Origin of the sequence: Sphaerisporangium sp. NPDC049003, assembly GCF_043197795.1 — a bacterium.
Classification (GTDB): domain Bacteria; phylum Actinomycetota; class Actinomycetes; order Streptosporangiales; family Streptosporangiaceae; genus Sphaerisporangium.
In genome coordinates, this window is record NZ_JBICTU010000027.1 from 65,035 (window position 1) to 77,655 (window position 12,621).

Annotated in this window: 10 protein-coding genes; 6 read left to right on the forward strand and 4 right to left on the reverse strand. The window is 71.1% G+C overall.

The genetic code is table 11. The features are described 5' to 3' along the window. Nucleotides 1–12: 12 nt before the first annotated feature. The 3 genes from ACGFIV_RS27700 (at nt 13) to ACGFIV_RS27710 (ending at nt 3,317) form a co-directional block, all read left to right on the forward strand. Nucleotides 13–789: an ATP-binding cassette domain-containing protein gene (locus ACGFIV_RS27700; RefSeq protein WP_358552472.1), complete on the forward strand. Its 777-nt coding sequence runs from the start codon at nt 13–15 to the stop codon at nt 787–789. Beyond that, on the forward strand, nt 786–2,036 hold the full coding sequence (locus ACGFIV_RS27705; RefSeq protein WP_358552474.1) for an ABC transporter permease: 1,251 nt from the start codon (nt 786–788) through the stop codon (nt 2,034–2,036). Before ACGFIV_RS27700 ends, ACGFIV_RS27705 begins: the two co-directional genes overlap by 4 nt. Before the next feature lie 78 nt (nt 2,037–2,114). Beyond that, complete coding sequence (locus ACGFIV_RS27710; protein WP_358552476.1) at nt 2,115–3,317, forward strand: ROK family transcriptional regulator; 1,203 nt, start codon at nt 2,115–2,117, stop codon at nt 3,315–3,317. Between the two features lie 27 nt (nt 3,318–3,344). Here ACGFIV_RS27710 and ACGFIV_RS27715 read toward each other — a convergent pair whose 3' ends face one another. Then, nucleotides 3,345–4,163 (reverse strand): neutral zinc metallopeptidase, encoded by an 819-nt coding sequence (locus tag ACGFIV_RS27715; RefSeq protein ID WP_358552478.1) that lies wholly within the window; start codon nt 4,161–4,163, stop codon nt 3,345–3,347. A 76-nt stretch (nt 4,164–4,239) separates the two neighbouring features. Further along, a complete protein-coding gene (locus ACGFIV_RS27720; RefSeq protein WP_358552480.1) occupies nt 4,240–4,995 on the reverse strand; it encodes a neutral zinc metallopeptidase in 756 nt (251 codons plus the stop codon). Nucleotides 4,996–5,274: 279 nt separating this feature from the next. Between ACGFIV_RS27720 and dxs the strand changes: the two genes are divergently transcribed. The 3 genes from dxs (at nt 5,275) to ACGFIV_RS27735 (ending at nt 9,981) form a co-directional block, all read left to right on the forward strand. Next, a complete protein-coding gene (gene dxs / locus ACGFIV_RS27725; RefSeq protein ID WP_358552522.1) occupies nt 5,275–7,179 on the forward strand; it encodes a 1-deoxy-D-xylulose-5-phosphate synthase in 1,905 nt (634 codons plus the stop codon). Nucleotides 7,180–7,393: 214 nt separating this feature from the next. Beyond that, nucleotides 7,394–8,866, forward strand: coding sequence for an amino acid permease (locus ACGFIV_RS27730; RefSeq protein ID WP_358552482.1), 1,473 nt, complete (start codon nt 7,394–7,396; stop codon nt 8,864–8,866). Nucleotides 8,867–8,970: 104 nt separating this feature from the next. After that, nucleotides 8,971–9,981 carry a LacI family DNA-binding transcriptional regulator gene (locus ACGFIV_RS27735; RefSeq protein ID WP_358552484.1) on the forward strand — a complete coding sequence of 337 codons (1,011 nt, stop codon included), beginning with the start codon at nt 8,971–8,973 and terminating at the stop codon, nt 9,979–9,981. Nucleotides 9,982–10,103: 122 nt separating this feature from the next. On the opposite strand, the gene ACGFIV_RS27740 is transcribed toward ACGFIV_RS27735, so the two are convergent. Then, a complete protein-coding gene (locus ACGFIV_RS27740; protein WP_358552486.1) occupies nt 10,104–11,351 on the reverse strand; it encodes an HRDC domain-containing protein in 1,248 nt (415 codons plus the stop codon). Next, nucleotides 11,348–11,950 (reverse strand): DUF3000 domain-containing protein, encoded by a 603-nt coding sequence (locus tag ACGFIV_RS27745; protein ID WP_358552488.1) that lies wholly within the window; start codon nt 11,948–11,950, stop codon nt 11,348–11,350. The genes ACGFIV_RS27740 and ACGFIV_RS27745 overlap by 4 nt, the downstream gene beginning before the upstream one ends. Between the last annotated feature and the right edge of the window lie 671 nt (nt 11,951–12,621).

The following is a 12,621-nucleotide window of genomic DNA, read 5'->3' on the forward strand; positions in this document are numbered from 1 at the left end:
CTGAGGAGCAACGTGTCATCCCAACCCGTCCTGGAGATCCGCGGGCTCGACAAGAGCTTCGGTCCCGTGCAGGTCCTGCACAACGTCGCCTTCTCCGCGTACGCGGGGGAGGTCACCGCACTGGTCGGCGACAACGGCGCCGGAAAGTCCACCCTCGTCAAGTGCCTCGGCGGCATCCACCCGATCGACGCGGGCGAGTACGTCTTCGACGGCAAGCCCGTCCAGGTGAGCAGCCCTCGCGAGGCCGCCGAGCTGGGCATCGAGATCGTCTACCAGGACCTGGCGCTCTGCGACAACCTCGACATCGTCCAGAACATGTTCCTGGGCAGGGAGAAGAAGAGCGGCCTGGTCCTGGACGAGGCGACGATGGAGGAGATGGCGGCGACGACCCTCGACAGCCTCTCCGTCCGCACCGTCAAGTCGATCCGCCAGCTCGTCTCCAGCCTGTCGGGCGGGCAGCGGCAGACCGTGGCCATCGCCAAGGCCGTGCTCTGGAACAGCAAGGTGGTGATCCTCGATGAGCCCACCGCGGCTCTCGGCGTCGCCCAGACCGCCCAGGTTCTGGAGCTGGTGCGCCGGCTGGCCGACAACGGCCTCGCGGTGGTGCTGATCTCTCACAACATGAACGACGTCTTCGCCGTGTCGGACCGGATCGCGACCCTTTACCTCGGGAGGATGGCCGCGCAGGTCAAGGCGGCGGACGTCACCCACTCCCAGGTCGTCGAGCTCATCACCTCCGGGCGTAGCGGAGAGCTTGGCCTTCAGAACGTCAACGGAGTCACGGCATGAGTGCGACGACGGTCCGCAAGGGGGCGGCCGCGGAGGCCCCCAGCATCGGCAGCAACGTCCGCGGCTACGCGGAGAGGGTGCGCGGGGGTGACATGGGCGCTCTCCCGGCGGTGTTCGGGCTGGTCGTGCTGTGTACCGTCTTCGCGATCCTGCGGCCCGCGTTCCTCACCGCGATCAACTTCGCCAACCTCTTCACCCAGGGCGCCGCCGTCACGGTGATCGCCATGGGGCTGGTCTTCGTCCTGCTGCTCGGTGAGATCGACCTGTCCGCCGGGTACGCCAGCGGCGTGTGCGCGGCGGTACTCGCCACCACCTTGGCCAACCATGGCCAGCCGTGGTACGTCGCCGTCATCGCGGCGATCGTCACCGGCGTGGTGATCGGGGTCGCTCTCGGCGCGCTGGTCGCCAAGCTCGGCATCCCGTCGTTCGTGGTCACGCTGGCCGCGTTCCTGGCCTTCCAGGGGCTGGTGCTGATCCTGGTGAACGACGGTACCAACATCGCGGTCCGCGACCAGACGGTCCTCTCGATCGAGAACCAGAACCTCCCCCCCGCCCTCGGCTGGGGCTTCTACATCGCCTGCGTGGCCGTTTACGCCGCCGTCCAGCTCATACGGGCGCGACGCCGTGCGGGCAGGGGGCTGACGGTGGATCCCGCGACGGTCATCGCCTTCCGCGTCGGCGCGCTCGCGCTGGTCGGCGGGCTCGCCGTCTACGCCCTGAACGTCGAGCGAAGCCGCAACGCGCTCATCGTGTCCCTCAAGGGCGTGCCGATCGTCGTCCCGATCGTCGTGGCACTGCTGGTCTTCTGGACCTTCGTGCTGCGCCGGACCGCCTTCGGCCGGCACATCTACGCGGTGGGCGGCAACGCCGAGGCCGCGCGCCGGGCCGGCATCAACGTGGACCGGATCCGTATCAGCGCCTTTGTCATCTGTTCCAGCATGGCGGCCATCGGCGGGATCATCGCCGCCTCGCGCGACAACTCGGTGGACCCCAACACCGGTGGCAGCAACGTTCTCCTGTTCGCCGTAGGAGCGGCCGTGATCGGCGGGACGAGCCTGTTCGGCGGCAAGGGCAGGGTGATCGACGCGGTCCTCGGCGGAGCCGTGGTCGCGGTCATCAACAACGGCATGGGCCTGATGGGCTACAGCTCCAGCGTGAAGTACATCGTCACCGGGTCGGTCCTGCTGCTGGCCGCCGGGGTCGACGCCCTGTCCCGCAAGCGGGCCGCCGCCTCCGGCCTGAGGTGAGGTCCGTGCCGATCCGGGCCCGCCGTCGCGGCGGGCCGCACCCCAGATCTGATCGCACGAGGAACCAGAGGACCACGGATGATGCGCGCGGGCCCCTCACAGGAGGAGATCCGGCGCCACAACCTCGGCGTCCTCCTGCGCCACGTCCATCTGAGCGGGCCCACGTCCCGATCTGAGCTCACCACCAAGATGGGGCTCAACCGCAGCACCATCATGGCGCTCACCGCCGACCTGACCGCGGCGGGCCTCGTGCGCGAGGAGCTCCCGACGGAGACCGGCCGGGCCGGGCGCCCGTCGCTGGTGGTCCGGCCCGAGCCCCGCGTGTACGTCCTGGCGTTCGACATCGGCGTCGACAGGCTGGTCGCCGCCCGGGTCGGGCTGGGCGGCGTCATCCTCGACCGGCGCGAGGCCATCCGCGAGCGCGGGCCGTTCGTCATGGACGACGTCGTCGGGCGCCTCGCGTCCTTCACCGGGCAGATGCTGAAGAAGACCCGCTCCGACTCGGTCTGCGTCGGAGCGGGGGTGGCTTTCAGCGGTGGCGTGCGCAGCTCCGACGGCGTCGTCAGGTTCAGCCCCAACATGGGGGTCCAGGACGTCCCTCTCGGCGAGGAGCTGGAGGCCAGGCTGGCGCTGGGCATCCCCGTCGCGGTGGGCAACGACGCCAACCTCGGCGCGCTGGCCGAGCAGGCGCGCGGGGTGGGCGTGGGCTGCCGCGATCTCATCTACCTGCATGGGGACGTCGGCATCGGGGGCGGCATCATCGCGGCGGGTCAGCTTCTGGGCGGCCAGGGCGGCTACGGCGGCGAGGTCGGCCACATGGTCGTCAACGCAGGCGGCCGTCCCTGCGGCTGCGGGTCGCGCGGGTGCCTGGAGGCCGAGGTGGGGGAGCGGGCGCTGCTGGAGGCGGCGGGCCGCTTCGGCGCCGACATCGGCCGTGACGCCGTACGGGCCGTCGTGGACGCCGCCGACCGCGGCGACATCGTCGCCCAGGACGCGCTCGCCCGGGTGGGCGACTGGCTGGGCCTCGGCGTCGCCAACCTGGTGAACATCCTCAACCCCGAGATCGTCGTCTTCGGGGGCATGCTCAGGGAGATCTACCTGGGTTCGGCGGCCCAGGTGCGCAGCCGGATCACCACCGACGTCCTGCACGCCTCCCGCGAGAGCCTGCGGCTGCGCACCCCCGCCCTCGGCGACGACACCACCCTGGTGGGGGCGGCCGAGCTGGCCTTCGCCCAGGTGCTCGCCGACCCCCTGGAAGCCCTGGCCCGCGTCGGCCCCTAGCCGGCGGCGACGCGCCGTCCCGGGCGGTCAGCCCTGGGGGGCGCTCGCGACCATCGTGGAGCCGGCGATCCAGGTGTTGCAGGCGGAGGGGCCGGCGGCCTTGAAGCCGCGGTTCAGCCAGTTGGCGATGGTGCGCCCCTTGCCGTGGTCGCGGACCTTGCCGATCTCGTCGCCGCTCTCGCGGGTGGCGTCGAGCAGGTACTCCCAGTCGTCGGTGGTCCGGTCCAGGGAGTCCCAGACGCTGCCGATGAACGCTCCCGCGAAGCACTCCGCCTGGAGTTCGAGCCGCCGCAGCTGCTCGTCGGACTCGGTCTTGCTCCGGTGGGGCAGGTTGCCGAACCCGTGTTCGATGCCCGAGATGTTCTGCACGTGGTGGCCGTACTCGTGGGCGATGACGTCCATCAGGAACAGGTCCTCGGCCTGCCGGGTGAGGTACTTGTCGAGGAGGACCACGATCCGTCGGTACGACGGGCAGTAGATGCCCTGGGCGTTCGAGGGCCACTTCTGGCCGCACACGCGCCGCGGCCGGGAGATGAACTGCAGGCGCGGCTTGGAGAACGGGATACGGGCCTTCTTCAGCTGGGCGGCCCACGACTCGTTGAGGCACGCGAAGAGCGGCATGACGTACCTCTTGGCCGAGGCCGCGCTGCCGGGCGTGACGGGCTTCTCCGGGCACTCGGACGTGGGGAGCCTGCCGGAGGCGTAGAGGGCGTTCCCGGTCAGCGCGGCCGTGTTCCTGATCGGGTAGCCGGCCGCCGACGCCGGGGCGGCGTGTGCCGTCCCCACGAAGAGAGGACTCGCCAGCACCCCGGCGGACAGCGCGATGGAGATCCTTCGAATGATCACAGCACGGCAGGCTAGCCGCTATATCCACTCAAGGACCGATAAATGGGCTTACCGGACCTGGTGGCGTGCGGGCGTTCTAGGCGACCATCGCCGAGGAGGCGATCCAGGTGTTGCAGGCGGAGGGGGAGACGGCCTTGTAGCCGCGGCTCAGCCAGTTGGCGATGTTGCGCCCCTTGCCGTGGTCGCGGACGTCGCCGGTCTCGTCTCCGCTCTGCAGGTCGTCGTCGAGCAGGGCCTTCCAGTCCTCGGCCGTACGGTGCAGCGAGGGCCAGACGCTGCCGATGAACACCCCGGCCAGGCACTCGGCCTGCAGTTCGTGCCGGCGCGTCTGCTCGTAGAACTCGGCCTTGCCGTTGTTGGGCAGCCGGTCGTAGGCGCGCCACAGGCCCGCCGTGTTCTGCACGTGGTGGCCGTACTCGTGGGCGATCACGTCCATGAGGAACAGGTCCTCCGGGTCCTCGACGACGGCGCTGTCGAGCATGACGACGATGTGGCGGCTCGCGTTGCAGTAGATCGCCTGGACGTTCTTGGCCCACTTCCTGCCGCAGATCTTCTGGGGCTTGGTGATGAAGCTCACACGCGGCTTGGCGAACGGCAGGCGTGCCTTGGCGAACTGGGCCGCCCACGCGGCGTCCAGGCACTTCACGAGGGGCACCAGGTAGGCCTTCACCGAGGCCACGCTCCCCGCCTGGACCGCCGGTTCCGGGCAGGGAGCGGCGGGAAGGCGGCCCGAGGCGTACAGGGGGCTCTTGGTGAGGGTGTCCGCGTTCCTGATCGGGAAGCGCGCCGTGGCCGCGTTGGCCGTACCGCCCAGCAGTGAGCTGGCGATCACGACACAAAGGAGGGCAAGTGAGGACGTTCGCATGGTCCCGTGAGGGTACGCGAGCCGCCTACTTGGCGTAAAACCGATCTAATGTGGACAAGCTATGGAGGTTTCGAGAGGTTGGCCCAAGAGAGTCCAGAGAGTGAGACTCTTAGGCGAGCCCGGAGCGCCGCTGGGACGGGGCTCCCGGGCAAATAGACTCGGGCGTGGTCGACAACAGGCGGAGGGGATGATTCCGTGAGCGAGCGGAGCCAGCGAACCAACGGTTCGGGCGCAGGGCGGGCCGGCCTGCTGGAGTCCGTGAAGGGTCCGGGAGATCTCAAGCGCTTGGAGGCCGACGAGCTGCCGGCCCTCGCCGCCGAGTTGCGTGAACTCCTGATCTCCACCACCTCCCGCGTCGGAGGCCACCTCGGCCCGAACCTCGGGGTCGTCGAGCTGACCATCGCGCTGCACCGGGTCTTCGACTCGCCGTCCGACCGCATCCTGTGGGACACCGGCCACCAGGCGTACGTCCACAAGATGCTCACCGGGCGCGCGGGCGACTTCGTCAGGCTCCGCCAGGAGGGCGGCCTGTCGGGCTACCCGAGCCAGGCCGAGTCCGGCCACGACGTCATCGAGAACTCCCACGCCTCCACCGCCCTGTCCTACGCCGACGGGCTGGCCAAGGCTTACAAGCTGCGCGGCGAGACCGGCCGCACCGTCGTCGCGGTGATCGGCGACGGCGCGCTCACCGGCGGCATGGCCTGGGAGGCGCTCAACAACATCGCAGGCCACGCCAAGGACCCCGACCTCCCGCTCGTGATCGTCGTCAACGACAACGGCAGGTCCTACTCCCCGACGATCGGCGGCCTCGCCTCCCACCTGGCGTCGCTGCGCATGACGCAGAACTACGAGCACGTGCTGGAGTTCGTCAAGCAGAACCTCGGCCGGGTGCCCGTCGTCGGCAACCCGCTGTACGAGACGCTGCACGGCGTCAAGAAGGGCATCAAGGACGTCCTCGCGCCGCAGGTGATGTTCGAGGACCTCGGGCTGAAGTACGTCGGCCCGATCGACGGCCACGACGAGCAGGCCGTCGAGGCGGCGCTGCGCAAGGCCCGCGACTTCCGCGGGCCGGTCATCGTGCACGTCCTCACCACCAAGGGGTACGGCTACTCGCCCGCAGAGAACCACGACGAAGACTGCTTCCACTCGCCGCAGCCGTTCGACCCGCTGACCGGCGAGGAGCAGCCCAAGCCCCACAGCTGGACCAACGTGTTCAGCCAGGAGCTCGTGCGGCTCGGTGCCGAGCGCGACGACATCGTGGCGATCACCGCCGCCATGCTCCACCCCACCGGCCTCGCCGCGTTCGCCGAGGCCTACCCCGACCGCACCTACGACGTCGGCATCGCCGAGCAGCACGCCCTGACCAGCGCGGCGGGGCTCGCGCTCGGCGGCCTGCACCCGGTGGTCGCCCTCTACGCCACCTTCCTCAACCGCGCCTTCGACCAGTTGCTGATGGACGTCGCGCTGCACCGCCTGCCGGTCACGGTCGTGCTCGACCGCGCGGGCGTCACGGGCGACGACGGGGCCAGCCACAACGGCATGTGGGACCTGTCGATCCTCCAGGTGATCCCGGGGCTCTCGATCGCCGTGCCCCGCGACGCCGCGCGGCTGCGCGAGCTGCTCGCCGAGGCGGTCGAGGTCGGCGACGGCCCGACCGTGGTCCGGTTCCCCAAGGGTGCGGTCGGCGCCGAGATCGAGGCGGTGGGCAGGCTCGGCGAGATGGACGTCCTGCGGCAGGGGGGTGAGGAGGCCGACGTGCTGCTGGTGGCCGCAGGCCCGATGGCCCAGGCCGGGCTGGACGCCGCCACGCTGCTGGACGCGCAGGGCATCTCGGCGACCGTGGTCGACCCCCGCTGGGTCAAGCCTCTTCCCGAGACCCTGGTGGCCGCCGCGGCGGCGCACCGGCTCGTCGCGGTGGTCGAGGACAACGGCCGCGTCGGCGCGGTGGGCGACGCGGTGGCCCGCCTGCTGAGGGACGCGGGCGTCGACGTCCCGGTGCGCACCTTCGGCATCCCGCAGCGGTTCCTCGACCACGCCAAGCGGGCCAAGATCCTCACGGACATCGGCCTCACCGGCCAGGATCTCGCGCGCGAGATCACCGAGGCGGTCGCCAGGCGCTCGCCGATGCTGGAGGGCGACCCCGCGCGCTGACACGCCGCTCCGCGGGGCCGGTCCGGCCCCGCGGAGGTCCCCCTTGATCCCCCGATTCGCCTGGTCATTCCCCTCACGTTCCGGCCGGCCGAAAGCCGGTCGGGTTCGCCTCCCCGGGCACAGAGAGGAATGTTTGTCCGGTCGGGGGGTACGCATGACCCGCGCTTTCGCGGAAGGCGTCCTGCGCGATCAAAGACGATCAGGGGGCGTGCCCATGTCTGTTTTCCGTACCAAGACGGTCGAGCGCTCGATCGAGGACACCGAGTCGCCCGAGCACCGGCTCCGCCGCAACCTGAGCGCCCTCGACCTGACCGTGTTCGGTGTGGGCGTGATCGTCGGCACGGGCATCTTCGTCCTCACGGGCCAGGTGGCCAGGGACACCTCCGGCCCGGCCGTCGCCATCTCGTTCGTCGTCGCGGGCGTCGTCTGCGCGCTCGCCGCCCTGTGCTACGCCGAGTTCGCCTCGACCGTGCCGGTGGCCGGCTCCGCGTACACGTTCTCGTACGCCACCATCGGCGAGTTCCCCGCGTGGATCGTCGGGTGGGACCTGATGCTGGAGCTGGCCCTCGGCGGCGCGGTCGTCGCGGTCGGATGGTCCGGCTACTTCGCCGAGCTCCTGGCCACTCTGGGCATCCACCTGCCCGCCACGCTCGCAGGCGAGCACGCCGCCTTCAACGTCCCCGCCGTCGTGATCGTGCTCGCGCTCACGGCCGTGCTGGTGGCCGGCATCAAGCTGTCCGCGCGGTTCAACCTGGTCGTGGTCACGATCAAGGTGGCCGTCGTGCTGCTGGTCATCGTGGCGGGGCTGTTCTTCGTGAGGAGCTCCAACTACAGCCCGTTCATCCCGCCGTCCCAGCCCATCCCGGCGGCGGACGGCCTCAAGGCGCCGCTGATCCAGGTGCTGTTCGGCGTCTCCCCGGCGGCCTACGGCGTGCTCGGCGTCTTCTCGGGCGCGGCCATCGTCTTCTTCGCCTTCATCGGCTTCGACGTGGTGGCCACCGCCGCGGAGGAGACCAAGAAGCCGCAGCGCGACCTGCCCATCGGCATCATCGCGTCCCTGGTGATCTGCACGGTCCTGTACGTCGCGGTGTCGCTGGTCGTCGTCGGCATGCAGCCGTACTACCGGCTCAGCCGGTCGGCGCCGCTGGCGGGCGCGTTCCGCGTCGTGGGCCAGGACTGGCTGGCCACGATCATCAGCGTCGGCGCCCTGGCCGGGCTCACGACCGTCGTGATGATCCTGATGCTCGGCCAGAGCCGCATCTTCTTCGCCATGAGCCGCGACAACCTGCTTCCCCGGGGGCTGGCCGCCGTCCATCCCCGTTTCGGCACCCCGTACCGCATCACGATCATCATCGGCGTGGCGACGGCGCTGCTGGCCGGGCTCATCCCGCTGTCGGCCCTGGCCGAGCTGGTCAACATCGGGACGCTGTTCGCGTTCATCCTGGTCTCCGCCGGTGTCGTCATCCTGCGCAGGACCCGGCCCGACCTGCCCCGCGCCTTCCGTACGCCGCTGGTCCCGCTGGTGCCGATCCTGTCGGTGCTGGCCTGCCTCTACCTCATGCTGAACCTCCCCGTCGAGACGTGGCTGAGGTTCGTGATCTGGATGGCGATCGGGGTCGTGCTCTACTTCGTGTACGGCATGCGGCACAGCCGGGTCGGCGACCGGCCCCCGGTCGCCGTGCGGTGACCCTTTCGCAGGACCACGACGCCTCCGAACGATAGACCCGTGCGCGGGCGCCGGAGACCGCTGGACAATGAGAAGGGAGCCGGGCGGGGCACGGGAGGAAGACCATGGTCACGCTGGAAGACGTCGCCAGGGACGCGGGGGTGTCGCTGGCGACCGCCTCGCGGGTGCTCAACGGCAGCAGCCGCCAGGTGGGAGCGGCCATGCGGGCACGGGTCGAGTCCTCGGCGGCCAGGCTCGGCTACCGCGTGGACGCGGCCGCGCAGACCCTGGCGCGGGGCGCGAGCAACGTCGTCGGCCTGGTGATCCAGGACCTGACCGACCCCTACTTCGCGGCCATCGCCGACGGGGCCATCCGCGCCGCCGACCTGCACGACATGGTGGTGACGCTCGGCACCACCTACCGCGACCCCCGGCGCGAGATCGCCCTGGTCGCCACGCTGAACGCCCAGCGGGCCCGTGCGGTGCTGATCGCCGGGTCGCGCGTCGTGGACGACGCCATGATCCGGCGCCTGCGCGCCGAGCTCGACTTCTACCGCGCCTCGGGGGGCCGGGTCGCCATCATCGGGCAGGACCTGCTCGGCACCGACACCGTGGCGCCCCTGAACCACGAGGGGGCGCGCAAGCTCGCGGTCGCGCTCGCGGGCCAGGGGCACCGCCGGTTCGCCGTGCTCGCGGGGCCGACGAACCTCTACACCGCCATCGACCGGGCGGCCGGCTTCGCCGAGGGGCTCCGCGAGCTCGGCCTGCCCGCGCCGATCGTGGTTCACGGCGGGTTCGACAGGGACGGCGGGTACGCCTCCGCCGTGGAGCTGGTCCGCATGGAGACCGGCGCCACCTGCGTGTTCGCGGTCAACGACGTGATGGCGGTCGGGGCGCTGGCCGCCTTCAGGGCGCAGGGGGTCGACGTGCCGGGCGATCTGTCGATGGCGGGGTTCGACGACATCGCCTCGCTGCGCGACCTCGCCCCGGCGCTGACGACGGTACGGCTGCCGCTCGCGCGCATGGGGTCGCTCGCGCTCGACCTCGCGCTCACACGGGAGGACGTCCCGAGACGGACGCCCGTCGAGGGCGAGGTCGTCCTCCGCGAGAGCGTGCGAAAGCTGACCGACGCCTGACGCGTCCGCGTACGAGCCGGCGGACGCCTCACCGCGTCCGCGTACGAGCCGGCGGACGCGGGCCGGCCCGCGGCGAACGCCTGACCGCGAGGGTGTGAGGGAACCTTACTTCGTAAAGGCGGTCACTCTTTGGGCTCGTCCTTGGCGGCCAGACGGGTCAAGGCCGCCGACAGGGGACGCGCCGTCAGGGCGATCTGCCACTCGCGGGCGCCCAGCTCGCGCAGGCGCGCCTCCACCGCCCCCTCGTCGAGGTCGGCGGGAGGCTCCCAGGTGAGCCGCCGGATGGCCTCCGGCTGGAGCAGGTTCTCCGTGGGCATGTGATGGGTCTCGGCCAGCGCCGCCACCGCCGCCCTGGCGCCCGCCAGCCGCTTGGCGGCGGCCGGATCGCGGTCGGCCCAGCGGTTGGCCGGCGGGGGACCGTCCCCCGGGCCGCTCGGCTGGGGGAGCTGCGGCTCCGACAGCACGCGTGCCCGCCCGATGGCGTTGAGCCAGTCGCGCAGGTGGCGCCGGGCGCTGCGCCCGGTGAACGGGGCTATGTCGGTCAGGGCCTTGGTCGTGCGCGGCTGCTCCAGCGCGGCGGTCACGATCGCCGAGTCCGGCAGCACCCGCCCGGGTGCCAGGTCGGCCTCGCGCGCCAGCTCGTCGCGCAACGTCCACAGCTCACGGACCACTGCGAGGCCGCGCAGGGAGCGCACTCGGTGGATGCCGGAGGTGCGCCGCCAGGGGTCGGTGCGCGGCGGCGCCGGGGGAGCGGCCAGGATCGACGCGAACTCCTCCTGCGCCCATGCCAGCTTCCCCTCGGCGGCCAGCTCGTCGTGGAGCATGTCGCGCAGCTCGATGAGCACCTCGACGTCGAGCGCGGCGTAGCGCAGCCAGTCCTCGGGGAGCGGCCGGTGGGACCAGTCGGCCGCCGAGTGGCCCTTCTCCAGGCGCAGCCCGAGGACGTTCTCGACCATCGTGCCGAGGCCGACGCGCTCGTAGCCGAGGAGCCGTCCGGCCAGCTCGGTGTCGAACAGCTTGCGGGGGGTGAAGCCGATCTCCGCCAGGCAGGCGAGATCCTGCGTGGCGGCGTGCAGGACGATCTCGGCGTCGGCCAGCGCCGCGTCCAGCTCGGACAGATCGGGGCAGGAGATGGGGTCGATGAGCGCGCTGCCGGCGCCGGCGCGGCGGAGCTGCACGAGGTACGCCCGGCCGCTGTAGCGGTAGCCGGACGCGCGCTCGGCGTCGACGGCGACCGGGCCGGTGCCCTTGGCGAACGCGCGTACGGCCGCCGCGAGCGCGGCGGGGTCCTCGATGACCGGCGGGATGCCCTCGCGGGGCTCCAGAAGCGGGACTATCTCGGATGCGGGGATGATTTCGTCGTCGGTCACGTCCTGAAGGACTCCGGGTCTTCGCGACGCGCGGACCGTTGCGGGAGGGCCGCGACGTCGGGTGGCAGGGGTGGGATGCCCGCGGCGAGGCACATCAGGTCACACCAGGCGGCGACGTGCGCCGAGAGGTCCTCCTCCAGGGGGGACCACGACGCGCGCAGCTCCAGCTCGGTGGTGACCGGGTCGTCGGCCTTGTTGCCGAACCCCTCGGAAACGGCGCGGGTGACCGTGCCGCCCGCGGCGGCGTAGCGGGCATGGCGTGAGTCGAGGGCCTCGGTCAGCCAGCTCCACGCCACCGGCCCGAGCATCGGGTCGGAGGTGATCTCCGGCTCCATGTCGGCGCGGACGTAGGCGACCAACCGGAAGGGACCGTCCCATCCGCGCTGGCCGTCGGGGTCGAACAACATGATCAGCCGGCCTACCGCGAGCTCGTCGTCGTCGCGGTAGACGGATGCTCCGACCGCGCCGGAGTAGGGGGCGAGCCGCTGGGGGGCGGGGATGTCCTCCAGCTCGATCTCGGGCCTGACCTCGGCGGGACGCAGGCTTTCCAGGGCCCGCCGGAATGCGGCAGGCGCCGGTGGCGCGTCACCGATGGTCATGATGGCAGCGTAGGCCGGAGTGGGCGATGCCGGAAGCGGGGGGGTATGCGCCGGATGCACGGGTGGTGATCAAGCCGCGATCACCGGGCCGTCGCCGCGCTTCACGGAATCCCGGTCGCGGCCGTCGTCGTGCCCGTAGAGGCGGCGTCGCCGCTCGTATCCCCGTTCGCCGGCAATGAGCGCACAACGCACAGTGCGGTGCTCGGTGGAACTCCACATCGCGGTCATCGCGAGCCTTTCGTCGGGTCCCGGGATCGAGAGTACGGACGGACAGGAGTGCGCGTCGCCGGGCCGGCGCTTCCCACCCGCGCGCCTTTGTCCGTGAACTCGATGACTGGTCCGACGTTGACACGTCACGGCGACATTTCCCCGCAACGCGCTCGGCGTGTCCCGAAAGTGGTCACGGAATCAGCGCCGCGCGGTGTTTTGACGAACATTTGAGCCAGCCGCGACATGATCACGGACCTCACGTGAGACGTACCTTACCCGCGCTTGGGATTGCCTTGACGCGGCAGGCGGCCGTTCGGGCCCGAACCGGCCTACCGAACCAGACATAGTGTACGGTTCGCGGCTTCATTAGCATGACGGGACATCAGCCCGGTAAGTATCTTTTTCGCGGCAAGCTTTGGTATCAGGCCCCGGCGCCGGTCCCGGGACGACAGGGCACGCAC